The organism is Gracilibacillus sp. D59, from assembly GCF_052246695.1.
Taxonomy (GTDB): Bacteria; Bacillota; Bacilli; order Bacillales; family Amphibacillaceae; genus Gracilibacillus.
Genome location: NZ_JBQQCK010000005.1, coordinates 1 through 24,100, shown reverse-complemented (window position 1 = coordinate 24,100; position 24,100 = coordinate 1). Strand labels below are relative to the sequence as shown.

At 35.8% G+C, this 24,100-nt stretch carries 23 protein-coding genes; 18 read left to right on the top strand and 5 right to left on the bottom strand.

Going from position 1 to position 24,100, the window contains the following annotated elements:
* Positions 1 to 91 precede the first annotated feature (91 nt).
* From mutS to ACTWP4_RS10055, 9 genes are all read left to right on the top strand, one after another.
* Positions 92 to 2,692, top strand: a complete 2,601-nt coding sequence (mutS, locus tag ACTWP4_RS10095; protein WP_443128637.1) for a DNA mismatch repair protein MutS — start codon at positions 92 to 94, stop codon at positions 2,690 to 2,692.
* The gene (gene mutL, locus ACTWP4_RS10090; RefSeq protein WP_443128636.1) at positions 2,693 to 4,528 is read left to right on the top strand and encodes a DNA mismatch repair endonuclease MutL; all 1,836 of its coding nucleotides are present in this window, start codon (positions 2,693 to 2,695) and stop codon (positions 4,526 to 4,528) included.
* 68 nt (positions 4,529 to 4,596) lie between these two features.
* Positions 4,597 to 5,532 (top strand): tRNA (adenosine(37)-N6)-dimethylallyltransferase MiaA, encoded by a 936-nt coding sequence (miaA, locus tag ACTWP4_RS10085; protein WP_443128635.1) that lies wholly within the window; start codon positions 4,597 to 4,599, stop codon positions 5,530 to 5,532.
* Between the two features lie 37 nt (positions 5,533 to 5,569).
* On the top strand, positions 5,570 to 5,794 hold the full coding sequence (gene hfq, locus ACTWP4_RS10080; RefSeq protein ID WP_443128634.1) for an RNA chaperone Hfq: 225 nt from the start codon (positions 5,570 to 5,572) through the stop codon (positions 5,792 to 5,794).
* A 94-nt stretch (positions 5,795 to 5,888) separates the two neighbouring features.
* The gene (gene hflX, locus ACTWP4_RS10075; RefSeq protein WP_443128633.1) at positions 5,889 to 7,142 is read left to right on the top strand and encodes a GTPase HflX; all 1,254 of its coding nucleotides are present in this window, start codon (positions 5,889 to 5,891) and stop codon (positions 7,140 to 7,142) included.
* A complete protein-coding gene (locus ACTWP4_RS10070) occupies positions 7,139 to 8,356 on the top strand; it encodes a methionine gamma-lyase family protein (protein WP_443128632.1) in 1,218 nt (405 codons plus the stop codon). The genes hflX and ACTWP4_RS10070 overlap by 4 nt, the downstream gene beginning before the upstream one ends.
* Before the next feature lie 135 nt (positions 8,357 to 8,491).
* Positions 8,492 to 8,887, top strand: coding sequence for a MerR family transcriptional regulator (locus ACTWP4_RS10065; RefSeq protein WP_443128631.1), 396 nt, complete (start codon positions 8,492 to 8,494; stop codon positions 8,885 to 8,887).
* Between the two features lie 25 nt (positions 8,888 to 8,912).
* Entirely contained in the window at positions 8,913 to 10,244 is a 1,332-nt protein-coding gene (gene glnA, locus ACTWP4_RS10060; RefSeq protein ID WP_443128630.1) for a type I glutamate--ammonia ligase, read from the top strand.
* Positions 10,245 to 10,298: 54 nt separating this feature from the next.
* Positions 10,299 to 10,565: a phage holin family protein gene (locus tag ACTWP4_RS10055; RefSeq protein WP_443128629.1), complete on the top strand. Its 267-nt coding sequence runs from the start codon at positions 10,299 to 10,301 to the stop codon at positions 10,563 to 10,565.
* A gap of 316 nt (positions 10,566 to 10,881) precedes the next feature.
* Here the strand turns inward: ACTWP4_RS10055 and ACTWP4_RS10050 are convergent, their stop codons facing one another.
* The 3 genes from ACTWP4_RS10050 to ACTWP4_RS10040 all read right to left on the bottom strand — a co-directional run bounded on the left by ACTWP4_RS10050 (position 10,882) and on the right by ACTWP4_RS10040 (position 12,781).
* Positions 10,882 to 11,382 carry a CotY/CotZ family spore coat protein gene (locus tag ACTWP4_RS10050; RefSeq protein ID WP_443128628.1) on the bottom strand — a complete coding sequence of 167 codons (501 nt, stop codon included), beginning with the start codon at positions 11,380 to 11,382 and terminating at the stop codon, positions 10,882 to 10,884.
* Between the two features lie 626 nt (positions 11,383 to 12,008).
* On the bottom strand, positions 12,009 to 12,305 hold the full coding sequence (locus ACTWP4_RS10045; protein WP_443128627.1) for a DUF378 domain-containing protein: 297 nt from the start codon (positions 12,303 to 12,305) through the stop codon (positions 12,009 to 12,011).
* A 134-nt stretch (positions 12,306 to 12,439) separates the two neighbouring features.
* Entirely contained in the window at positions 12,440 to 12,781 is a 342-nt protein-coding gene (locus tag ACTWP4_RS10040; protein WP_443128626.1) for a hypothetical protein, read from the bottom strand.
* Between the two features lie 325 nt (positions 12,782 to 13,106).
* On the opposite strand from ACTWP4_RS10040, the gene ACTWP4_RS10035 reads away from it, so the two are divergent.
* On the top strand, positions 13,107 to 13,292 hold the full coding sequence (locus tag ACTWP4_RS10035) for a hypothetical protein (RefSeq protein WP_443128625.1): 186 nt from the start codon (positions 13,107 to 13,109) through the stop codon (positions 13,290 to 13,292).
* A gap of 162 nt (positions 13,293 to 13,454) precedes the next feature.
* Here the strand turns inward: ACTWP4_RS10035 and lexA are convergent, their stop codons facing one another.
* Positions 13,455 to 14,075, bottom strand: a complete 621-nt coding sequence (gene lexA, locus ACTWP4_RS10030; RefSeq protein WP_443128624.1) for a transcriptional repressor LexA — start codon at positions 14,073 to 14,075, stop codon at positions 13,455 to 13,457.
* Between the two features lie 262 nt (positions 14,076 to 14,337).
* On the opposite strand from lexA, the gene ACTWP4_RS10025 reads away from it, so the two are divergent.
* The 6 genes from ACTWP4_RS10025 to ACTWP4_RS10000 all read left to right on the top strand — a co-directional run bounded on the left by ACTWP4_RS10025 (position 14,338) and on the right by ACTWP4_RS10000 (position 19,135).
* Positions 14,338 to 15,000: a YneB family resolvase-like protein gene (locus tag ACTWP4_RS10025; RefSeq protein WP_443128623.1), complete on the top strand. Its 663-nt coding sequence runs from the start codon at positions 14,338 to 14,340 to the stop codon at positions 14,998 to 15,000.
* Between the two features lie 94 nt (positions 15,001 to 15,094).
* Positions 15,095 to 15,322, top strand: a complete 228-nt coding sequence (locus ACTWP4_RS10020; RefSeq protein WP_443128622.1) for a DUF896 domain-containing protein — start codon at positions 15,095 to 15,097, stop codon at positions 15,320 to 15,322.
* A gap of 166 nt (positions 15,323 to 15,488) precedes the next feature.
* Entirely contained in the window at positions 15,489 to 17,489 is a 2,001-nt protein-coding gene (gene tkt, locus ACTWP4_RS10015; RefSeq protein ID WP_443128621.1) for a transketolase, read from the top strand.
* 133 nt (positions 17,490 to 17,622) lie between these two features.
* Positions 17,623 to 17,847, top strand: a complete 225-nt coding sequence (locus tag ACTWP4_RS10010) for a YneF family protein (RefSeq protein ID WP_443128620.1) — start codon at positions 17,623 to 17,625, stop codon at positions 17,845 to 17,847.
* A gap of 114 nt (positions 17,848 to 17,961) precedes the next feature.
* Positions 17,962 to 18,666, top strand: a complete 705-nt coding sequence (locus ACTWP4_RS10005) for a cytochrome c biogenesis CcdA family protein (protein ID WP_443128619.1) — start codon at positions 17,962 to 17,964, stop codon at positions 18,664 to 18,666.
* Positions 18,667 to 18,709: 43 nt separating this feature from the next.
* On the top strand, positions 18,710 to 19,135 hold the full coding sequence (locus tag ACTWP4_RS10000; protein WP_443128618.1) for a Na(+)/H(+) antiporter subunit B: 426 nt from the start codon (positions 18,710 to 18,712) through the stop codon (positions 19,133 to 19,135).
* Between the two features lie 138 nt (positions 19,136 to 19,273).
* On the opposite strand, the gene ACTWP4_RS09995 is transcribed toward ACTWP4_RS10000, so the two are convergent.
* Complete coding sequence (locus ACTWP4_RS09995; RefSeq protein WP_443128617.1) at positions 19,274 to 19,759, bottom strand: DUF2621 family protein; 486 nt, start codon at positions 19,757 to 19,759, stop codon at positions 19,274 to 19,276.
* A gap of 191 nt (positions 19,760 to 19,950) precedes the next feature.
* On the opposite strand from ACTWP4_RS09995, the gene ACTWP4_RS09990 reads away from it, so the two are divergent.
* A complete protein-coding gene (locus ACTWP4_RS09990) occupies positions 19,951 to 21,051 on the top strand; it encodes an ATP-binding protein (RefSeq protein ID WP_443128616.1) in 1,101 nt (366 codons plus the stop codon).
* Between the two features lie 180 nt (positions 21,052 to 21,231).
* A complete protein-coding gene (gene acnA / locus ACTWP4_RS09985; protein ID WP_443128615.1) occupies positions 21,232 to 23,934 on the top strand; it encodes an aconitate hydratase AcnA in 2,703 nt (900 codons plus the stop codon).
* The last annotated feature ends 166 nt before the right edge of the window (positions 23,935 to 24,100 follow it).

Below are 24,100 nucleotides of genomic sequence, written 5' to 3'. Positions count from 1 at the left end.
AATGTATGACTAGTTTTTCTTAATTGTTTATCTGGTTTCTTTTTATGTGCTATAATGTTACAAGAAATGAACGATTTTGGGGGATACTAGAATGAGCTATACGCCAATGATACAGCAATATTTAAAAGTAAAAGCAGATTATCAAGATTGCTTTTTATTTTTTCGTTTAGGCGATTTTTATGAAATGTTTTTCGAGGATGCAAAGAAAGCAGCCTTGGAACTTGAAATAACACTTACGAGCAGAGATGGTGGCGGAGAAGAAAGAATCCCGATGTGCGGGGTTCCTTTTCATTCTGCAGAAAATTACATCAAAGCATTAATAGATAAAGGCTTTAAAGTTGCTATTTGTGAACAAGTTGAAGATCCAAAAGTAGCAAAAGGTGTAGTCAAAAGAGAAGTAGTTCAACTTATAACACCTGGTACTGTAATGGAAGGAAATATGTTGGATGATAAAGAAAATAATTATCTTGCCGTCGTGACTGAAACAACGGGACAAGAATTTAATCTTGCTTATACTGATATGTCCACCGGTGAAACGTTTGTCATGGAAATTAACCGTGGATGGAGTGCAGTATTAAGCGAACTATATAATCGTCCTATAAAGGAAGTTGTAGTGGAGCAAGATTTATCTGCAGCATATATTGATGAATTAAAAGAAAAAATGCAATTAACAGTTTCGTATGCGAAAGAAATAGAACCGAATCATACGATAACGGAACTTGTTAATGATATTCCAGACAATCACTTAAAGCAAACGTGTATAGTTTTATATCAATATTTATTCCATACCCAAAAACGAGCAATTGATCACTTGAAAAAAGCACAAGTGATTGAGCTAGCTGAATATATGACTTTAGATATGTATTCACAACGAAATTTGGAAATCACTTCATCCTTATTGCGAAAAGAAAAATTTGGCAGTTTATTATGGGTGATCGACCGAACCGTAACTGCTATGGGGGCACGGAAATTAAAGAAATGGTTAGAACGTCCTTTACTAACGCAATCGTTAATCGAAAAAAGACTTGATTTAGTAAACGGGTTTTACGACCAATTTTTCGAGCGGGAAGAAGTTAGGGAAGCATTGCAGTCTATATATGATTTGGAACGTTTATCAGGAAGAGTATCGTTTGGAAATGTCAATGCGAGAGACTTAATTCAATTAAAAAGGTCTCTAGCAAAAGTACCGTTTATCAAAGAGCAGTTAAAACAGTTTGATAGTAATGCTGTACAAGCACTTTCAGATAGTATGAATCCATTACCGGAACTTTTCGAACTTCTGGATAATAGCATTGCCGAAGATCCACCAATTGCAATAACAGAAGGCAACCTTCTTAAAGATGGTTATCATCAGGAATTGGATCAATATCGAGATGCGTCAAGGAATGGCAAGCATTGGATAGCAGAATTAGAACAGAAAGAGAAAGCCGAAACGAATATTAAATCATTAAAAATCGGATTCAATAAAGTATTCGGTTATTACATTGAGGTAACTCGCCCGAACCTACCAATGATCCCAGAAGGACGCTATCAACGTAAACAAACGTTGACGAATGCAGAACGGTTTATTACTGAAGAACTAAAGGAAAAGGAAACATTAATATTAGAAGCAGAAGAAAAAAGTGTTGAATTAGAGTATCAACTTTTTCTTGAACTTAGAGAAAAAGTGAAGATGTATATTCCAGACTTGCAACGCTTAGCAGAAACAATCAGTGAAATAGATGTATTGCAAAGCTTTGCTACAGTAAGTGAAGAAAATAATTATGTCAGACCGTACTTTACCAAAGACAATCATATCTACTTGGAAGAGAGTCGACATCCTGTTGTTGAAAAAGTAATGAAAGATGAACAATTTGTTCCGAATACAATTGAATTGGCTGATGACAAGCACCTTTTATTAATTACTGGACCGAATATGTCTGGTAAAAGTACGTATATGCGTCAGTTAGCTTTAACGATTATTATGGCTCAAGTCGGTTGCTTCGTACCTGCTCAACGTGCGGAACTATCGATTACAGATCAGATTTTTACTAGAATTGGTGCGGCTGATGATCTTGTATCAGGCCAAAGTACCTTTATGGTCGAAATGCTGGAAGCTAACCACGCAATCCAACATGCCACAAAAGATAGTCTAATATTACTTGACGAAATCGGAAGAGGTACCAGTACATATGATGGGATGGCTCTTGCTCAGTCAATTATTGAATATATTCACGATCATATTAAAGCTAAAACGCTTTTCTCTACTCACTACCACGAATTAACTAGTTTAGAAGAAAACTTATCTGCGCTGAAAAATATTCATGTTAGAGCCGAAGAAATCGAAGGGAAAGTAGTCTTTCTTCATCAGATTCATGAAGGGGCAGCAGATGAAAGTTATGGAATTCATGTAGCCCAATTAGCTGGATTACCTGATTCCTTAATAAAACGAGCGAATGTTATTTTGTCCCAATTAGAAGGGGAATCAAGTGACAAACCATTATCCACACAAAATAGGGAAGAAGACTTTACAATGGAACAAATAGCCTTTTTTGCACCGGAAACACCTGCTAAAAAGGAAGAAAAATCTGCAAATAATGAGATTATAGAAAGTCTACAGAAGATTAAATTGTTGGAAATGACACCAATGGATGCCATGAATGAGCTTTACCAACTACAGAAGAAAGCACAAGTTACAAAGGGGCGAAAATAGATGCAAATCAACGAGCTTCCGGATTATTTAGCCAATAAGATTGCGGCTGGTGAAGTCGTCGAACGCCCAGCCTCTGTTGTGAAAGAGTTAGTTGAAAACAGTGTTGATGCAAACAGTAGCTGGATAAAAATCGAGATTAAAGAAGCAGGATTACAAGAAATCAAAGTAACTGATGACGGGAACGGTATTCCTCACGATCAGTGCAAGAAAGCTTTTTTACGCCATGCAACAAGTAAGATAGAAAATGAAATTGACCTTTTTCATGTGAGAACACTAGGGTTTCGAGGAGAAGCCCTAGCCAGTATTGCAGCGGTTAGCCGGTTAGAAATTAAAACATCTACAGGTACAGAAGCAGGAACAAGAATGGTATTAGAAGGTGGCCATATTAAAGAAGAAGGAAGAAGTGATGCACGACAAGGAACAGAAATTACTGTCCAAGATATCTTTTTTAATACACCTGCTCGGCTCAAGTACTTGAAGACGGTACATACGGAATTAGGTCATATTACGGATATTATAAACCGAATGGCTTTCTCTCATTCCGACATCCGTTTTGAGTTAACCCATAATGATAAGCGAATTTTTCAGACGACAGGTAAAGGAGATTTAAGACAAATTGCAGCTTCTGTATATGGCATGTCTGTAGCTAAGCAAATGATCCCAGTGAGTACCAGAACGTTAGATTACGAAATCAATGGATTTATTGCTAAACCGGAAGTAAATCGAGCTTCAAGAAACTATATAACTACTATTGTTAATGGCCGTTTCATTAAAAGTATCGGACTTGCTAAAGCTATTACGAATGGTTTTCATACCTTTCTTCCAATTGGGAGGCAGCCTGTTGTCGTACTTAACATTACGATGGATCCCTATTTAATTGATGTTAATGTTCATCCAACTAAACTAGAAGTTCGTTTTAGTAAAGAAAAAGAATTATTTGAAGCAGTTGAACAAATGATTAAAGATACACTTCATCAACTGACACTGATCCCTGCTGGCCAGAGGAAAAGTATACCAAAAACGAAAACAGAGCAGCCTCAATTTAATTTTGATAGGAACCAACAAACCGAGCAGCAACCTATGAAGGAATCTTTCCAACGAGTGGCTGATCATGACTCCATAGATGATATCGAAATGGTACGAGAGTCAGAGCATGTTGGCAGTAGTATGATAATGGAAAATAATGAACATCAATTAGATGAAGAAATGAAGATCATTCAAAACGAACAGGATCATGTCGTGAACGAAGAGGAACGTGTTCCTGTTATGTACCCGATAGGTCAGCACCATGGTACGTATATTTTAGCGCAAAATGATCAAGGTCTTTATATCATTGACCAACATGCAGCACAAGAACGAATCAAATATGAATATTATCGTGATAAAATCGGAGAAGTAGATGGACATGTACAAGATTTACTTGTGCCACTGACCTTCGAGTTCACCCAACAAGAGGCACTCTTTATTGAACAATATAAAGAAGAGTTACAAAAAGTAGGGTTATTTTTAGACGCATTTGGCCAAAATGCCTATATAGTGCGTTCACATCCCCACTGGTTTCCGAAAGATGAAGAAGCAGAGATTATTAGAGACATGGTAGATCAATTGATCCAAGAAAAACAAATCAACTTGCACAAGTTAAGAGAAGAAGCGGCTATTCTCATGTCTTGTAAACGATCGATTAAGGCTAATCACTATTTAAATATCGAGGACATGCAACGACTGCTAGATGATTTAAGAAAATGCGAAGAACCTTTTACTTGTCCACATGGTAGACCAATTATAATTCAATTTACCAAATACGAAATGGAAAAAATGTTTAAACGAATTATGTAATATAGATGAAGAAACAAAAAATGTAAGGTATACTGTAAGAAAGCATAGTCAACATTGGAAGTGATAACTTGAAAGAAAAGTTAGTCGTAATTGTCGGCCCAACCGCAGTAGGAAAAACAGCCTTATCTATTGAGGTTGCTAAAAAGTTTAACGGCGAAATAATAAGTGGCGATTCCATGCAAATATATCGAGGGTTAGATATTGGTACTGCTAAAGTTACAGAAGCAGAAAAAGATGGAATTCCTCACTATATGCTAGATATTTTAGAACCACACCAGTCCTTCTCTGTAGCTGACTTTCAAAAGCAGGTACAGCAAAATATCGAAGAGATCCATCAAAAGCACAAATTGCCCATTATCGCAGGTGGGACTGGTTTATACATACAATCTGTATTATACGACTATCAATTCGCAGTCAATGAACGATCTACTGAATATCACGAACAAATTGAGTCTGAAATAGAACGTGAAGGAATTGATTACGTTTACCAACGTTTGAAAAGGGTAGATCCTTTACAAGCGGAAAAAATACATCCTAATAATCAACGTCGTCTTATTCGAGCCCTTGAAGTTTTTGATCGTACAGGTATGACAATGACAGAGTACCAACAAAAACAACTAGAACAATCACGCTATGATTTTCGCATTGTAGGTTTACAAATGGATCGTCCACTCTTATATGAGCGAATAAATAAACGTGTTGATCAAATGATTGAATCAGGTTTAATAGAGGAAGTAAATAGACTGTACCAAGAAGGTCTCGAAAATACCCAAGCGATGCGTGGGATTGGTTATAAAGAAATACTTCCTTATATAAAAGGAGAACAATCTTTAGAAGAAGTAATAGACACATTAAAAAGAAATTCGCGTAGGTTTGCTAAACGGCAATATACCTGGTTTAAAAATAAGATGCCTGTTGATTGGTACTCGATTACAGGAGAAACGAAGAATCAGGTTTTTCAAAATATTTTAACAGATTTAGAAGGATTCTATAAAGAAAAATAGAATATAAAAATATAGAGAAATTAGAGGAGGTACTACCATGTCTCAATCAGTCAATATTCAAGATCAGTATTTAAATCAACTTCGAAAAGAGCGTATTCCGTCAACTATTTTTTTGACTAATGGGTTCCAATTACGAGGAGTCATTAAAGCATTTGATAATTTTACTGTGTTGCTTGAAACAGAAGGAAAACAACAATTAATTTTCAAGCATGCTATATCCACCTTTGTCCCAGCTAAAAATGTTACCCTAGATAAGGAATAAAGAAGCTTCGATGGCGCTATTCTTTAAGTAAAGTAGCGCCTTTTCTATGCATTAAAACGATAGTTGTAGTTACACTAATAAGAAAAAGTAGTAGGTGATCGACATCGAGAAAGTATTATTAATTGCTATTATGTATGAACAAAGAGATGAAGAACAATTTTATTATTCATTAAATGAACTAGAAGCTCTTGTGAAAACTGCAGAAGGAGAAGTAGTTGAAACAATCATTCAAAAACGACCATCACCACATCGTAAATATTACGTAGGTGAAGGGAAATTAGAGGAAGTTAAGCAGATCGTAGAAGAAAAAGGAATTGAAGTGGTCATAACGAATGAGGAATTATCAGGTGGTCAATCTAGAAATTTACAAGAATATTTAGAAGTTCATGTAATTGACCGAAGCCAGTTGATATTAGACATATTTGCAGCAAGGGCACGTACCAAAGAAGGTAAGCTACAAGTTGAACTTGCTCAATATACGTATATGCTACCAAGACTACATGGTCAGGGTGCGGCACTTTCAAGGTTAGGTGGTGGAATCGGTACTAGGGGTCCTGGTGAAACGAAACTTGAAACGGATCGCCGTCATATTCGAAATCGGATGGATGATATTAAAAGGCGTTTAAAGCAAGTTGTCAATCAACGAGAACAGTATCGTGGTAATAGGCGTAAACACCAACTTTTTCAAGTCGCAGTAGTCGGATATACAAATGCAGGTAAATCAACTATGTTCAACAGTTTAACGAAAAGTGATTCTCTCTACGAGGATAAATTATTTGCAACACTCGATCCTTTATCGCGAAAAATGAAATTACCATCCAACTTGGAAGTGTTATTAACAGATACGGTAGGCTTTATTCAGGATTTACCGACCGCATTAATAGCTACTTTTCGCTCGACTTTAGAAGAAGTACGTGAAGCAGACCTTATTCTACACGTGATAGATGTTGCTGCACCAAACAGGGATGATCATGAAAAAACAGTATATCGTCTATTATCAGAGTTAGAAGCCGATAACATTCCGATTTTGACCATTTACAATAAAAAGGATTTAATTGAAGCTGATGATTTCATTCCATCTTCACATCCATATTTAATGATTAGTGCTCTAGAAGGTGAAGATATTTTCACCGTAAAAAGTGAAGTCGAAAAACTAATTAAAGAACAATGGACATATTTCTCAGGCTTTGTCCCTGAAGGTAAAGCAAGTAAACTAGCAAAAATACGCCAATATACGATTTTAGAAGAACAAACATATGAAGAAGATAAATCCGGCTATCATGTCGAAGGATTTGTAGATCCAAATCACGCTATTATGAAAGAGATAAAGGGGTTTCATCACGAATGAATCATTCATGGATAAGGGATGTCGAGAAACAGATAGAACCAATTTTCCAAAACATACAAGAAATTGAATTTTATAATCAAGAAAAAGTATTAAAAGCTTTTCAAAATCATCAAGTCAGTGACAGTGATTTTAATCCGACGACAGGTTACGGATACGATGACTATGGAAGAGATAAGTTAGAAGCTGTTTATGCTTCTGTGTTCGGGGCAGAAGACGCACTTGTTCGTCCTCAAATAACCTCTGGAACCCACGCAATAAGTACAGCTTTGTTCGGTGTGCTTCGTCCAGGAGATGAACTATTGTATATTACAGGAAAACCATACGATACGTTAAATAAAGTGATCGGGCATGAAACATATGTCCCAGGATCACTTTCTGATTTCGGGGTACAATATCATTATACGGATTTAATAGATGGTTATATAGATATTGATCAAGTGAAACAAAAGATTAACCATCATACTAAAGTTGTTGCTATTCAACGCTCAAAAGGTTACGATGACAGACCATCGATCTTGATAGATGAAATGGAAAAAATCATTAAACAAATTCGCCAAATAAAAGAGGATGTTATTATTTTTGTTGACAACTGCTATGGGGAATTTGTTGAAACGAGTGAACCCACTGATATAGATGCTGATCTGATCGCAGGGTCATTGATCAAGAACCCTGGTGGTGGCATTGCCAGGATGGGTGGTTATATTGCAGGAAATAAACAATATGTAGAGATGGCAGCTAATCGTTTAACTGCTCCGGGGATTGGGAAAGAAGTAGGAGCAAGCATTGGTATGTTACAAGAAATGTATCAAGGCTTATTTCTTGCCCCACATGTGGTGAGTGAAGCCTTAAAAGGAGCTGTATTTACGTCCGCTTATTTAAAAAATTTAGGGTACAATACAACACCCACATTTGATGCTCACCGAACAGATTTGATCCAATCTGTTACCTTTCATACTGCAGAACAAATGGTTGCTTTTTGTCAAGCAATTCAAAGACAGTCACCTATCAATTCACACGTTTTACCATATCCTGCCCCTATGCCTGGTTATGAGGATGATGTAATTATGGCTGCAGGCACTTTTATACAGGGAGCTAGTTTAGAATTAACAGCAGATGGTCCGATAAGGGAGCCCTATACCGCTTTTGTTCAAGGTGGTTTAACATATAATCATGTTAAATTAGCGGTTATAAATGCTGCGAAAGGGTTAACATAATTTATTGTAAGCCAGCTGTATCAAAACGTAACAGGCAATTATGATTTTCCATGTTAACATACCTAACATTTCTTGACACAAAAATTACACAGTGTATAATAGACTTATAGAAAACAGACGGAAGGGGTGAATGAGATGAGTGATTTAGATAGACGTTCCATGCCCTTGTTTTCTATCGGAATTGTTAAATCACTAACAGGATTAACTGCAAGGCAAATCCGATATTATGAACAGCATCAATTGATTCATCCATCTCGTACAGAAGGAAATCAACGGTTATTTTCTTTTAATGATGTGGATCGTTTATTAGAGATTAAAGAATTAATTGAAAAAGGCCTTAATTTAGCGGGCATAAAACAAGTCCTTGAAATGAAAACTATGCCGAAGACAGACAAATCAGCTTCAGACACAAAATCGTCTGAAATATCTGATAAGGAATTGCGAAAAATATTGCACAAAGAATTATTTGATGCTGGAAGATTAGGTAAAACTTCGTTAAGACAGGGAGAATTATCACGATTCTTCCATTAAAATTATAAAGGAGAGAGTTTAATCAATGGGATTAACTAAAGAAGAGATCAAGCAAAGAATCAAAGAGGAAAATGTAAAATTTATCCGTTTGCAGTTCACAGATTTACTTGGAACAATCAAAAATGTTGAGATTCCATTAGGTCAATTAGACAAAGCGTTAGATAACCAAATGGTATTTGATGGTTCCTCAATCGAAGGTTTTGTACGTATTGAAGAATCTGATATGAAGCTTTATCCAGACTTAGATACTTTTGTTGTATTCCCATGGACTTCTGAAAAAGGGAAAGTAGCGCGTTTTATCTGTGACATATATAATACAGATGGCACTCCATTTGAAGGTTGCCCACGTTATAACTTAAAACGTAATCTTAAGAGAGCAGAAGATCTTGGCTTCACTGCCTTTAATATTGGTACAGAACCAGAATTCTTCTTATTCAAACTTGATGAAAAAGGTGAACCATCTCTAGAATTAAATGATAAAGGGGGATATTTTGACCTTGCCCCAACTGATCTAGGTGAAAACTGCCGACGAGATATCGTACTTGAGCTAGAAGAAATGGGGTTTGAAATCGAAGCATCTCACCATGAGGTTGCGCCAGGTCAACACGAAATTGATTTTAAATATTCTGATGCAGTTAAGCACGCAGATGATATTCAAACATTTAAACTAGTTGTTAAAACTATTGCGCGTAAGCATGGTTTACATGCTACATTTATGCCAAAACCATTATTTGGTGTTAATGGTTCAGGTATGCACTGTAATATGTCATTATTTAAAGGGAAAACCAATACATTCTTAGATGAAAATGGACCACTTGAATTAAGTGAGACTGCATACCAATTCATCGCAGGTATTATTAAGCACGCTCTTTCATTTACAGCAGTAACAAACCCAACTGTAAACTCTTATAAGCGTCTTGTGCCTGGTTATGAAGCACCTTGTTATGTAGCATGGTCTGGTTCTAACCGTAGTCCTTTGATTCGTGTACCAGCTTCTCGCGGACTAAGTACACGTGTTGAGGTACGTAGTGTAGACCCAGCTGCTAACCCATACTTAGCTTTATCTGTTCTGTTAGCTTCTGGATTAGACGGAATTGAAAACAAATTAGAAGCTCCAAAAGCAGTAGATCGCAACATCTATGTGATGGACAAAGAAGAGCGCGAAGCTAATGGAGTTAAAGATTTACCTGCAACATTAGCAGATGCATTAGATGAATTGAAAAAAGATGAAACAATTGTTGAAGCTCTTGGTGAGCATTTATTCGAACATTTCATCGAATCAAAAGAAATCGAGTGGGATATGTTTAGAACACAAGTTCACCCTTGGGAAAGAGAACAATATATCCAAGCTTATTAATAACTGGAAACCCTTGACACTGTTGGTGTCGGGGGTTTTTGTTCATCATGAGGAATGTTCGTTTTATTAGTTGCCCCACGCTCTGCCCCATATGCTCGCAAATTGCTTATCCTGGTAGTAATCATTTTGGCAAACGTGGTAGATCAAATACTTGGACTTAATGGTGCAGTCACTTATGCGACTCTACTTTTTTATATTGCCGGGTCGAATACGATCAGTGCATTACAGAACTATTTTGACACTGTTGTTGACAGTAAATTAAGTCGTCCGTCTTTGGTAGTAAAAGAGTTACAACGTAGATTAAACGAAGGTACGTTCTAATGTGATCATCTAAAAAAGCCCTGTGCTTAGGTTTTAAAATGATATTGATGACTATGAAACTAGTCCAATCTTCTCCTTTCTTCATTGCGTAAAATAAACATGAAGGGAGGGAATGTTATGTCTTCCTGTAAAAAGAAACACAGGCATCCATGTGGTTGTCACAAGAAGAAAGAGCATTGCCATCATAAATGCGGGAAGAAGCATAAAAAGAAACTTTGTCGTCAATGCAATAATTATTTCTAGTTTCAAAAAGCACCGGCGTGGCAAACCGGTGCTTGTAAATTCTTAGTTTTTATTGCAAGTGGAGCCAAAAACATTAAAATACAGAAACAGCTGGTAAGCAAGTAATAGCACAGAAGCAATTTAAGTCTACTGTAATACAGATACCAGTACGTTCTAAATCATTAAGTTGCTCATTGTCCAATTGCTCACATGGATCGCCACAAGTTGTCTCATCGTTGTCAAATACTAATAGCTCTAATACTGCACAGCAGTCATCATCCACTTCAGTTACACGGAAAATAAAACTGTTGAAACAATCGAATCGAGCTGGCCCACCATTAGCATCAACTTCGGCCCCGAATCCTTTGAACGGTTTACCTTTCTTATCATATAAAATAAAAGGTACTGTATCTAAGCCGTTACCTCCTACAGGTGATACTAAATCTTGAATAGAACGTAAACAGCTTACATCACATAGTTGGTCTACAACGTTATCTTGTGCATCAGCAATCGCGCGGACAACATCGCAGACACATCCATTTTCATTAGTGATTACAGCGCCTACTTCATTATCGCAATCCTTTTTTTTACTCATTACATACACTCCTATTTAGAAAAATTCCATAACAATAACAATTTATGTATAGATTGGATTTTGGTATAGATGTAAGCCTTGTTTCCTATAAGTTAATAACAGAAATTCCTGTAAAAACATCATAATTTTATAAATTTCTCTATACTAAAAAAGCAGTGCCGAATGCTAGCATTAACGCTGTATTCCCCCTCATACCCATCACTAATAAGTGATGGGTTTCATTTTTAATTTTGATTATGCTATAATTCCAAAGAAGGGAAATATATTCCCTTCTCATTGTGTTCAGTCCTTACCATTTACTACTTACATGTGGAAGCTAGCCTAAGTCATAAATTAATATCCCATCCCTGTGGATTAAGTTTGAAATAAGATATCGAGGGCTAGATTTTTTCTTTCTCTTTTATATCATCAAACAATTCTTGTAAAATAACTAAAATTTATCTCCGTGCTTCTAATAAATATTTGTACATATAAAGTGGAGGCATTCCATATCAAACTCTACATTCTCCAACGCCTATTAATAATAAGTGGTGGGTTTTCTTTAAAATAAAAATGGACCGGTGTGGAACAACCGGTCCTAACAAATGGCGTGATATTATGAATAACCAAAATGGCAAAATAATTGATTATTTCTCTTTATCGTTGTTAAATTCAGTCGGATCATTTTCCTCTGCAAACTCAGTAGAATAAGTTAAGTTTCTACCTTTCGCAGTTTCTTTTTCATCCTCATCTGCTGGAGCAAACAATAAAGGCAAGCAACATAAAGCGCCGATTCCTACTAATGTATAGATTAATCTGGAAAGTGCAGCATCTTGTCCTCCGAATATAGATGCAACTAAATCAAATTGAAATAATCCAATTAAGCCCCAGTTTATACCACCAATAATTACTAATGCTAAAGCAATACGTTGTAAGGTATTCATCTGTATCGCCTCCTTTTTAGAATAATGTTCGAACTTATTATTAGTTTATTTTTCCTAAATATACGATCTATTATTAGATTTATGCAATAAAAAAGACAGCCTTAGCTGCCCACTTTTATCTCAACAGATTCAAACTACTCTTCAATAATCACCAAAACTTTCTTCCTTATAGCTGCATTAAAATGATTTCGTTTTTTCTCTTTGCGTTTAGCATAGAAAGTATATTCCGTGAATTGTTCTGATCTATCGGTTTGCAGTACCTTTAAATTATTCACATGCGTCAGCTGTTTTAATTCTCGTATTTCCTCAACAGCTTTTCTTATAACGGGTTCCAGGAAGGCAATATAAGGTTCGCTGATTTTAAATATATTATTGTTACGTAATGTAGTTTGATCTTTCTGGATAACTTCAATAGCCATCGATAAAAATAAATAACGGCATGCTATTTTAAATTCTTCATCAGTAATATTCCTCATTAATTTCACCCTATCAACAAGAACGTTAGTTCCCATCATGCGCCCAATTATTAAGTTTATGCAAATTGTATTTATTGGAAGGATTTTTACAGTTTGTGTCGAAAGTAATAGTTTTATAAGACACAGGAAAGAGCACACAAGATCGATATTAATTAAAAACATCTGTAGACGTCAAAGATCAGAACAGTTAACCCCCCGAAGAGTATTCAGAAGGTGAAGTGAACGAAGATTTCGCAGATAAAGCAATTGAAACGGTAGATGAAATTAATACCATTTATAAATCTGATGTCATTATGTTTATGATAAAGAAAACGGAATTGAAATAATGGAAGAAATAAGAGAATTTACATCCTTAGATACATTCAACAAAAGAGAATTAAACAATAAAGAAATGGAAGTGCAAGTAATATTATCGGAATTACAATTGTACTTACTTAATGAAAAACCAGAAACCCCATTTAATGAAAATTACAAAGAATTAATAAGCAAATTAAAAATACCTACCGAATAAGTAGGTGCTCAGGCTGTTGAGAAAGTAAATTTTCAACAGCCTATTTTTTTGAAATAAACTCCATACATAATAATATTATGGTAAATAATATAAAGTAATATTGTTAACAAAAAAAGTACGTCTTAGCTAAAGAACGCACTTTTAAATATAACCAGAACTTATTTAAATGTTTCGATATAATCCAACAACTTTTCCTAGAATACTAACATTATTATAGATTAGCGGATCCATGGTTGCATTTTCAGGCTGGAGGCGTATATGATCCTTCTCTTTAAAGAAACGTTTCACGGTAGCTTCACTGTCTTCTGTCATTGCAACTACAATATCACCGTTTTCTGCTGTGTTTTGTTGTTTGACGATTACTTTGTCTCCATCTAATATCCCTGCTTCGATCATACTGTCTCCTTCAATGATAAGTACAAATAACTGTTCAGCTACATGCATATCGTTATGGGGAATCGGTATATATTCTTCAATGTTCTCAACTGCGGTGATAGGAAGACCAGCTGTTACTTTCCCGATAACTGGCGCAAATGTAGCTTCCGTTTTTGGAATTTCCAGTTCTCCATCTTGTGGAAGTATCTCTATGGCTCTTGGCTTGGTTGGATCGCGTCTAATATAGCCTTTCTTCTCCAATCGCGCTAAATGACCATGTACAGTTGAACTTGATGCTAAACCAACAGCTTCCCCAATCTCACGAACAGATGGTGGATATCCTTTTAGCTCTACTTGCTCTTTAATATATGCTAATATCTCCTCTTGTCGTTTTGATAGATTTGTCATATTTAAATCTCCTTACACGTATTATTTATTAATCAAAGTATAGCACAGCAAAGTAATTTTTACAAACATTCGTTCGAGAAAACTATTGACATGAACACCTGTTCGTGTATAATAAAGATACGAACAAAAGTTCTGTGGAGGGATTTTTTATGTTAAAAAATATATCTAAAGTTGACATCTTTTATTTAATTGCATTTATACTAGCTCTTGTCTTTTTTTATATTTCAGCCGTAACTAGCATATAGAATAAAGGAGTAAATCTATGAAGAAAGTGATCATTTATTGTCGAGTTAGTACAGATAAGGAAGTACAAGAAACATCTATTAAAAGGCAGCAAGAAGAATTGCAATTGTTTGCAAATAAATATAATTTTGAAATCATCAAAATAATAGCCGAAAAACAAAGCGGGTATGAAATTGAACGAGAAGGTATTTTTGAAATGTTAGAGGAATTTCATAATGGTAATGCAGACACACTATTGGTTCAAGATGAAACAAGACTTGGAAGAGGAAATACGAAAATCGCATTACTTCATCAATTGAATCGATTACGTGTTAACATATATACGCTGTCACATAATGGTGAATTACAACTATCAGAAGGCGATTCAATGGTGTTACAAATTGTCTCGATAGTAGAAGAATACCAACGGAAATTACATAACGCTAAAATTAAAAGAGGAATGAAAAAGGCGGTAAGCAACGGTTTCAATCCAGCTGAAAACCTTTCAAATCAGCATCTTGCTAAAGGTAGAGAACGAAAAGAATTTCCGATAGAAGAAGTAATCAGGTTAAAAGAGAATAACTTAACTTTTAAAGAGATTGCATCCGTTTTAAGAGGAATGGGTTATGACGTATCTAAAGCAACTGTCCATCGTCGGTATCAAGAATACCAATCACTTGAAAACTTACAAAATCAAGATTAGAATGAAGATAGAGTATACTATTCGTGTATACTCTTTTTTGCATTGTAGAATTATGATAAATGAACAGTTATTAGAAAAGAGGTGTCAAATCTCTATGTTATCAAAGGAAAAAATTGCTCGTATTAATGAGCTAGCAAATAAAGCAAAAAAAGAAGGGTTAACGAATGAAGAAAAGCAAGAACAACAATCTTTGCGTGAGGCCTATCTAAAAAACGTTAGAAAATCATTTAAAAATCATATGAAAGGGATGACAGTCGTTGATCCTAACGGGAATGATGTCACTCCGGAAAAAGTAAAACATTTAAAAGAGAAGAAAAAGTAGTGATTTCTACTTTTTCTTCAAAATCTGAAAAAATATATCAAAAACTGATATTTCTAAAGAAATTACTCGCTTTTTGACTTGATATACTTGTCTTTAAAGTGATTTCGTTATAGGATTATAAATGTGCGTACATATTTTGCAAATTTGAAAGGGGACAAATTTAACAATGGCAAAGCAAATTGAACAAATGTCTATTAATGCAATTAGAACATTGTCAATAGACGCGATTGAAAAAGCTAATTCTGGTCATCCAGGATTGCCAATGGGTGCGGCTCCAATGGCATATACTCTTTGGACAGAACACATGAATCATAACCCAAAAAGCTCTAAATGGTTTAATCGTGACCGTTTTGTATTATCTGCAGGTCATGGATCTATGTTACTTTACAGCCTACTACACTTGTCAGGTTATGATGTAACAATTGACGACTTAAAAGGATTCCGTCAATGGGATTCAAAAACTCCAGGTCACCCGGAAGTACACCATACTGATGGGGTGGAAGCTACTACTGGTCCATTAGGCCAAGGTATTGCGATGAGTGTTGGTATGGCAATGGCTGAAAAACACTTAGCTGCAAAATATAATAAAGATAATTATAATGTAGTAGACCACAATACATTTGCAATTGTTAGTGATGGAGATCTAATGGAAGGTATCTCACATGAATCTGCCTCTCTAGCTGGTCACTTAAAATTAGGTAAACTAATTGCTTTATATGACTCTAATGATATTTCATTAGATGGTGACTTAAACAAGTCATTCTCTGAGAATATAGAAGATCGTTTCAAAGCGTATGGATGGCAAGTAATCCGTGTTGAAGATGGTACGGATACAGAATCAATTTCAAAAGCTATTGCAGATGCTAAAGCGAATACAGACCAACCAACTCTAATTGAAGTAAAAACTGTAATTGGTTACGGTTCACCTAACAAATCTGCTTCATCTGCTTCTCATGGTGCGCCACTTGGAGAAGACGAAGTTAAATTAACAAAAGAGTTCTATAAGTGGGAGCATGAGGATTTCCATGTACCTGATGAAGTATATCAAGATTTTGAAACAAAAATCGTTGAAAAAGGTAAAGCAGTAGAACAAGAGTGGAAGGAATTATTCGATTCTTATAAGGAAGCATACCCTGAACTAGGTCAGGAATTAGACAATGCAATTAATAATAAACTACCTGAAGGCTGGGATCAAGATTTACCAGTATATGAAGCAGGTAAAGATGAAGCTGCTACACGTGCTACATCTGGTGAAGTATTAAATGCAATTGCTAAAACTGTACCATCATTATTCGGTGGTAGCGCAGACTTAGCAGGCTCTAATAAAACTAATTTAAAAGATACTGGTGATTTCTCAGCTGCTACACCTGACCAACGAAATATTTGGTTTGGCGTGCGTGAATTTGCAATGGCAGCTGCGTTAAATGGTATGGCATTACACGGTGGACTAAAAGTATTCGGTGGTACATTCTTTGTATTCAGTGACTACTTACGTCCGGCAGTTCGTCTATCTGCTATTCAAAATCTGCCTGTAACTTATGTGTTAACACATGATTCGATAGCTGTAGGTGAAGATGGCCCAACACATGAACCAGTAGAACAATTAGCAGCGTTTAGAGCAATGCCAAATCTTTCAGTTATTCGTCCAGCTGACGGTAATGAAGTACAAGCTGCTTGGCGTTTAGCGATTGAATCTACTTCACAGCCAACAGCATTAGTGCTTACTCGTCAAGGACTTCCTACTTTAGAAGGAACTGCTGAAAAAGCATATGAAGGTGTGAAAAAAGGTGGTTATGTAGTAAGTCCTGCTGCTAAAGAAACTCCAGATGCTATTCTTGTTGCAACTGGTTCTGAAGTGCAGCTTGCAGTAAAAGCACAAAAAGCATTAAAAGAAGAAGGTAAAGACGTAAGTGTTGTAAGTATTCCATCATGGGATCGTTTCGAAAAACAAGACGCAGCATACAAAGAATCTGTATTACCAAGTGCTGTAACAAAACGTGTTGCGATTGAAATGGCTTCTTCATTAGGTTGGGATCGTTATGTCGGTCTTGAAGGTAAAATTATTGCAATCGACAAATTCGGTGCATCCGCAAATGGAAACAAGATTATTGAAGAATACGGATTCACTGTAGAAAATGTCGTAAAACACGTAAACGAATTATTCTAATACATTAAAATGGGACAGAGGGCAGGTTCCTCGTCCCATTTTTTATCGTACATAAGTTAATATACAAGTGCTTGTATTATTAAATAACTTTTACTATACTGTATAAGAGACAAGTTTAAGGAGGAACGATCGAATGAGCACTATTCTTTGGATTATATTTATCGTGGTTGCTCTTTTAGCCGGGGTTGCCCTAGGCTTTTTTATCGCGAGAAAATATATGATGAACTATTTAAAGAAAAACCCACCAATTAATGAACAAATGCTAAGAACATTAATGATGCAAATGGGGCAGAAGCCATCACAAAAGAAAATCAAACAAATGATGCGCTCCATGAACAATCAAATGGATAACAAATAAAAACGCATTGTAACATAATTGTCGAATTAGAATCCTTGCTATCAAACAGCAAGGGTTTTATCATATTTATAGAAGTGTATATCTATAAATATCGTGGAGTCTGGAGTGACAAAGTTGAATGAAGTAAATATTTTTATCGCATTTGGTGCAGGTTTTTTATCATTTATCTCCCCGTGTGTCTTACCACTGTACCCTGCATTCCTTTCATACATCACTGGTATGAGTGTGAATGATATCAAAGAAGAAAAAGCAATGGTTAACTATAAAAGTATTCTACATACAATATTTTTTCTGTTAGGGTTCTCTAGTATATTTATTATTCTCGGTTTCACCACGAGTTTTATTGGTGAATTTTTAACGAGATGGGACGATTTAATTAGACAGATAGGTGCGATCCTAATTATCTTTTTCGGACTTATAATAGTAGGTGCCTTAAATTTTAATTTCTTAATGAAAGAGAAAAAAGTACACTTTAAAAATAGGCCTGCGGGTTTCATTGGATCACTTATTATTGGTATGGCATTTTCACTAGGATGGACACCGTGTACAGGTCCCATTCTTATGGCTGTCATTTCTCTTGCTGCAACAAACACTGAACTGGGAATTATATTAATGACTTCTTATTCATTAGGTTTCGCCATACCTTTCTTTATTCTTGCCTTTTCTATTGGTAAAATGAAATGGATCAAGAGAAACTCACAAAAGTTAGTGAAAATCGGTGGATACGTGATGATTTTTATGGGGTTCTTCTTATTTTTCGATTTAATGACAAAGCTCACATCATTTCTATCAGGATTTTTTAACTTTCAAGGATTTTAACAAACAGATAGAGATATACTAACTATATTCGGAGGGGAAAGCTATGGTAAGAACTAATGACTTAATTTTAAAAACGATGACAGTTTTAATCGCTTTTATTTTATTTGGGTTTGCAGTAAATTTATTTTTTGCAGGGCACAATGAACCGGGCGGAGGTTTCATAGGGGGTTTAATGACGGCGGCAGCAATTGTTCTGATGTATATGGCTTATGGTGAGAAAGCTGTTAATAAAGTATTGCCATTTAATTATCGTACTCTGATCGCGCTTGGCTTGATTATTGCTATTGCTACTAGTGTTGGCTCCTTCCTGTTTGGTCAGCCCTTCCTTAGCCAAACATTTGATTATTTTCACATTCCTGTCTTTGGAGAGGTGGAGCTGGCAACGGCACTATTATTTGATTTAGGTGTTTATTTAACGGTTATTGGTGTAACAATGACAATTGTTTTAACTATTTCCAGTGACCGATAAAGTAAGACTTCCAAAAGTGATCGTTTCTGTATACCACATGATTCTAACGTCGATACCTCTACTGACAGTTTTTCAGGAATTTAGAGTGGGGGTTACGGGCTATTTTTCACCATGCTAAAAAAACGCAGCAAGACACGTTTAACGTAAATTTCGGCGTGTTCTTGCTGCGTATTTTTTATTGTTGTAATCTTCAGGTGAGTATTGAAAGAAATGTTCATATTGATTCATATCGATGGATTTTTCTTTTAGTTTTTTTCGCAAAAATTTATGATCTCGTTTAGGTGTTGCCATAATATAGCCTTGAATTAATGTTTCTTGTGTAATTGCTTTTTCATGCTTCTCAAGAGCTAATTGACCTATTTTTCCAGCAATCTTCTGTCTGGCGACATCCCGAAATAATTCTGGGACTGGTGATACTAATTCTTCAAGAAAGGCTTTTTCATCACTTTTCCATAGGTGTTTTGATTGTTCTATATAATGTTTTTCCCAATCCAAATCAGATTTTCCATCATCTTTTGGCAAACTTTTCAAAAATTTACGAAACATGAAATATCCACCGATCCCAAGTAGACCTAATAAAATAAAAGTCCATGCTACGATGAATATCATAAAGTTAAAGGACATAAGGGTAACACCCGCCATTCTTATTTATTATCGTTTTATTTTTATGCAAAATATAGTAATATAACTATGAATCGTAAATTTAGTCATGAATATTTATATTTCTCATATAATTTACTAGATCGTTGATATTATAGCATGATTAGACTTTTTAACAAAATAATTTTGATGAAAAAAAGTTAGGGGGTAAGGCCTTGCTTAATTATGTCGATCAGCCAGATAATACGAGCGTAAATGACGAAGTAGAAAAAAATATCATGCTTTCGGATTTACCTAAAGACATCCTGAATAAAGTGGAATCCTATGGGTTTGACCTTATTGGTATTAATAATTTTTCTGGAAAGATTGAATATATATCGGAATCTGTAAGAAGAGTATTAGGCTTTAGCAAAGCTCAATTAACAGGAAAATCAGTGTTTCGATATATCATGCGTGATGATCAGAAGTATGTCAGAAAATATTTTGATCCAAACAGTTCGGAAGAGCAGAAATTTTACATACATATTCGTAATCAAATTGGCAGATTTATAGTTTTTGAAACAGTTCTGCAAGTAATTAATTGGAACGGGGAAAAAAAGATATTGTCACTTTCAAGAGACATTTCTGATAAAAAGCAAGCAGAAGAAATGTTAATACGATCTGAAAAAATGTCGATAGCAGGCCAATTAGCTGCGGGTATTGCACATGAAATTAGAAATCCTCTTACTTCGTTAAAAGGTTTCGTTCAACTATTGCAAGGCGGTATAAGTAGTAAAGCTGAATATTATAAAATCATGATGGATGAAATCGATAAAATAAACACCATAACATCTGAGTTGTTGTTTATTTCTAAGCCGATGACAGACGATAAAAATGATGAGAATATAAATAAAATGTTACATGATGTACTGACACTACTTAAGACGCAAGCTAATTTATTTGATATTGATTTAGTATTAGAGGCAGATGATGAGGACTGTATGGTGTACTGTGATCGTTCCCAAATCAAGCAAGTTTTTATCAATTTAATAAAAAATGCAATCGAGGAAATGACAGATGGTGGCATGATTCATGTTTTAGTAAAAAATAAAGAAAATGAGTGTATGGTTGCAATAAAAGACCAAGGACCAGGTATCCCTAAGCACCTCATTCATAAACTGAAAGAACCTTTTTTTACAACAAAAAAGAATGGAACTGGATTAGGATTAATGATATCAAACCAGATTATTGATAACCATAGTGGTAGGTTAGAGATTGAATCAGAGAATGGTCAAGGAAGTACTTTTAGTATTTTTCTTCCTTCACACGGAAATTGACGATAATTATTGGAATTGAACTTATATATTTATAGATTTAATCGAATTTTTGCTGTGAATCATTTTACTTATAAACCGATTTCATTTAAAATAGTATGGTGCGTACTATGTTACATAGTATTTAGAGATATGAGAGATCAGAATTCGGTCTAACATTTTTTAAGGGGGTAACTGGGCGAAATGACTAATCAGAATCCATTTCAAGCAAAAAAACAATTTGATCTGAACGGTAAAAAGTATAACTATTACCAGTTAAAAGCGTTGGAAGAAGCCGGAATTGGTAATATCAATCGTTTACCTTTTTCGATTCGTGTGTTACTTGAATCGCTAATCCGTCAACACGATGGACATGTTATTAAAGACGAACATGTTAAGAGTCTAGCAAACTGGGGAAAAGAGAAAGGCGAGGATGTGCCATTCAAACCTTCTCGTGTTATTTTACAAGACTTTACCGGTGTTCCGGCAGTAGTTGACCTTGCTTCTTTACGAAAAGCAATGGTAGATATGGGTGGTTCACCTGATAAGATTAATCCGGAAGTACCGGTTGATCTCGTAATTGACCACTCTGTACAAGTAGATGAATATGGTACAAAGAATGCATTGCAAGCAAACATGGAATTAGAATTTGAACGTAATGCAGAGCGTTATGAATTTTTAAATTGGGCACAAAAAGCTTTTGATAACTATCGTGCCGTTCCACCAGCAACTGGTATCGTTCACCAGGTAAACCTGGAGTATATTGCAAATGTAGTACACGGTATAGAAAATGATAATGGAGAAATTGATGCTTTCCCTGATACATTAGTAGGGACTGACTCACATACAACCATGATTAATGGTTTAGGTGTATTAGGTTGGGGTGTTGGTGGTATCGAAGCAGAAGCTGGTATGCTTGGACAACCTTCATATTTCCCAGCGCCTGAAGTAATCGGTGTTAAATTTACTGGTAGCTTCCCAAATGGAACAACTGCTACTGACTTAGCATTGAAAGTAACACAAGTGTTACGTGAGAGAAAAGTTGTTGGTAAGTTTGTGGAATTCTTTGGACCTGGTCTACAAGATATGCCACTAGCAGATCGTGCAACTATTTCAAACATGGCACCAGAATACGGTGCAACTTGTGGTTTCTTCCCTGTAGATGAGGAGGCATTAAACTATCTTCGTTTAACAGGACGTAGTGAAGAACAAATTGCATTAGTAGAAAAATATTGCAAAGAAAATAGCCTATGGTATTCACCTGATCAACCAGATGCTGACTTTACTGATCTAGTCGAAATTAACCTTTCTGAACTAGAACCAAACCTATCTGGTCCTAAGCGTCCACAGGATTTAATACCTTTATCTGAAATGAAAAAATCATTTAATGAAGCAATTACAGCTCCTGCTGGAAACCAAGGCTTTGGTTTAGATGCTTCTGAATTTGATAAAGAAGTAGAAATCAAGCATCCAAACGGACGTCAATCAGTTATGAAAACAGGTGCGGTTGCGATTGCGGCGATCACATCTTGTACCAATACTTCAAACCCTTATGTAATGCTTGGTGCAGGTTTACTTGCGAAAAAAGCAGTTGAAAAAGGATTAGAAGTACCTTCATATGTGAAGACATCACTAGCACCAGGTTCTAAAGTTGTTACAGGATACTTAGAAGATTCTGGTTTAATGCATTACCTAGATCAACTAGGATTTAACCTAGTAGGTTATGGTTGTACAACTTGTATCGGTAACTCTGGTCCACTACGCGAAGAGATCGAAAAAGCAATTGCGGACAACGATTTAACTGTTTCTTCTGTGTTATCAGGTAACCGTAACTTTGAAGGTCGTATACACCCACTAGTGAAAGCAAACTATTTAGCTTCACCACCATTAGTAGTTGCATATGCACTAGCTGGATCAGTTGATGTAGACCTTCAAAACGATCCGATCGGTCAAGATAAAGACGGTAATGATGTCTTCTTTAATGATATTTGGCCAACTGCGGAAGAAGTTCGCGATGAGGTAGCAAAAGTTGTTACTCCAGAAATCTTCCGTAAAGAGTATGCGAATGTATTTAAATCAAATGAAAAATGGAATGCGATCGAAACTACTGATGAACCATTATATTCTTGGAATGATGATTCTACTTACATTCAAAATCCTCCTTTCTTCGAAGGATTAGCAAAAGAACCAGGTAAAGTAGAACCACTATCCGGAATGCGTGCAATTGGTAAATTCGGTGATTCAGTAACAACTGACCACATTTCACCAGCAGGTGCGATTGCTAAAGATATGCCAGCAGGTAAATATCTGCAATCTAAAGATGTATCACCACGTAACTTTAACTCTTATGGTTCTCGTCGTGGTAACCATGAAATAATGATGCGTGGAACATTTGCCAATATCCGTATTAAAAACCAATTAGCACCTGGTACAGAAGGTGGTTACACTACTTACTGGCCAACAGGTGATGTAATGCCAATCTATGATGCAGCAATGAAATATCAACAAGAAGGTACAGGGCTTGTTGTTCTTGCTGGTAACGATTATGGAATGGGGAGTTCTCGTGACTGGGCTGCAAAAGGTACTAACTTATTAGGTATTAAAACAGTTATTGCACAAAGCTTTGAACGTATTCACCGTTCTAACCTAGTAATGATGGGTGTACTTCCACTTCAATTTAAAGATGGAGATAGTGCAGATTCGTTAGGTTTAACTGGCAAAGAAACGTTTGAAGTACAAGTGGATGAATCTGTTAAACCACGTGATATTGTACCTGTAAAAGCTACTGATGAAGATGGTAAAGTGACAGAATTTGAAGTAGTTGCTCGCTTTGAAAGTGAAGTAGAAGTGGATTACTATCGTCACGGTGGTATCCTTCAAATGGTACTTCGTAATAAACTAGCTTAATAGAATTAACAGGAAAAGATAGCCCAATTTTGGGCTATCTTTTTTTGTTCGCCCGGCATGGGCGAACTCTAACGGGTGAAAGTCCTGAGTGCGACCTAGTAGCGGTAAGCACATAGCCAAAAGCAACGGTGTCCACGGTGACGTGGAATCGGAAGGAAGCTCAAGG

Bases quoted from the DNA above. Each gene is read 5' to 3' on its own strand.
- mutS (WP_443128637.1), top strand. From the start codon at position 92: ATGAGCTATACGCCAATGATACAGCAATATTTAAAAGTAAAAGCAGAT.
- mutL (WP_443128636.1), top strand. From the start codon at position 2,693: ATGCAAATCAACGAGCTTCCGGATTATTTAGCCAATAAGATTGCGGCT.
- hfq (WP_443128634.1), top strand. From the start codon at position 5,570: ATGTCTCAATCAGTCAATATTCAAGATCAGTATTTAAATCAACTTCGA.
- ACTWP4_RS10070 (WP_443128632.1), top strand. From the start codon at position 7,139: ATGAATCATTCATGGATAAGGGATGTCGAGAAACAGATAGAACCAATT.
- ACTWP4_RS10065 (WP_443128631.1), top strand. From the start codon at position 8,492: ATGAGTGATTTAGATAGACGTTCCATGCCCTTGTTTTCTATCGGAATT.
- glnA (WP_443128630.1), top strand. From the start codon at position 8,913: ATGGGATTAACTAAAGAAGAGATCAAGCAAAGAATCAAAGAGGAAAAT.
- ACTWP4_RS10055 (WP_443128629.1), top strand. From the start codon at position 10,299: ATGTTCGTTTTATTAGTTGCCCCACGCTCTGCCCCATATGCTCGCAAA.
- ACTWP4_RS10050 (WP_443128628.1), bottom strand. From the start codon at position 11,382: ATGAGTAAAAAAAAGGATTGCGATAATGAAGTAGGCGCTGTAATCACT.
- ACTWP4_RS10045 (WP_443128627.1), bottom strand. From the start codon at position 12,305: ATGAATACCTTACAACGTATTGCTTTAGCATTAGTAATTATTGGTGGT.
- ACTWP4_RS10040 (WP_443128626.1), bottom strand. From the start codon at position 12,781: ATGAGGAATATTACTGATGAAGAATTTAAAATAGCATGCCGTTATTTA.
- ACTWP4_RS10035 (WP_443128625.1), top strand. From the start codon at position 13,107: ATGGAAGAAATAAGAGAATTTACATCCTTAGATACATTCAACAAAAGA.
- lexA (WP_443128624.1), bottom strand. From the start codon at position 14,075: ATGACAAATCTATCAAAACGACAAGAGGAGATATTAGCATATATTAAA.
- ACTWP4_RS10025 (WP_443128623.1), top strand. From the start codon at position 14,338: ATGAAGAAAGTGATCATTTATTGTCGAGTTAGTACAGATAAGGAAGTA.
- ACTWP4_RS10020 (WP_443128622.1), top strand. From the start codon at position 15,095: ATGTTATCAAAGGAAAAAATTGCTCGTATTAATGAGCTAGCAAATAAA.
- tkt (WP_443128621.1), top strand. From the start codon at position 15,489: ATGGCAAAGCAAATTGAACAAATGTCTATTAATGCAATTAGAACATTG.
- ACTWP4_RS10010 (WP_443128620.1), top strand. From the start codon at position 17,623: ATGAGCACTATTCTTTGGATTATATTTATCGTGGTTGCTCTTTTAGCC.
- ACTWP4_RS10000 (WP_443128618.1), top strand. From the start codon at position 18,710: ATGGTAAGAACTAATGACTTAATTTTAAAAACGATGACAGTTTTAATC.
- ACTWP4_RS09995 (WP_443128617.1), bottom strand. From the start codon at position 19,759: ATGTCCTTTAACTTTATGATATTCATCGTAGCATGGACTTTTATTTTA.
- acnA (WP_443128615.1), top strand. From the start codon at position 21,232: ATGACTAATCAGAATCCATTTCAAGCAAAAAAACAATTTGATCTGAAC.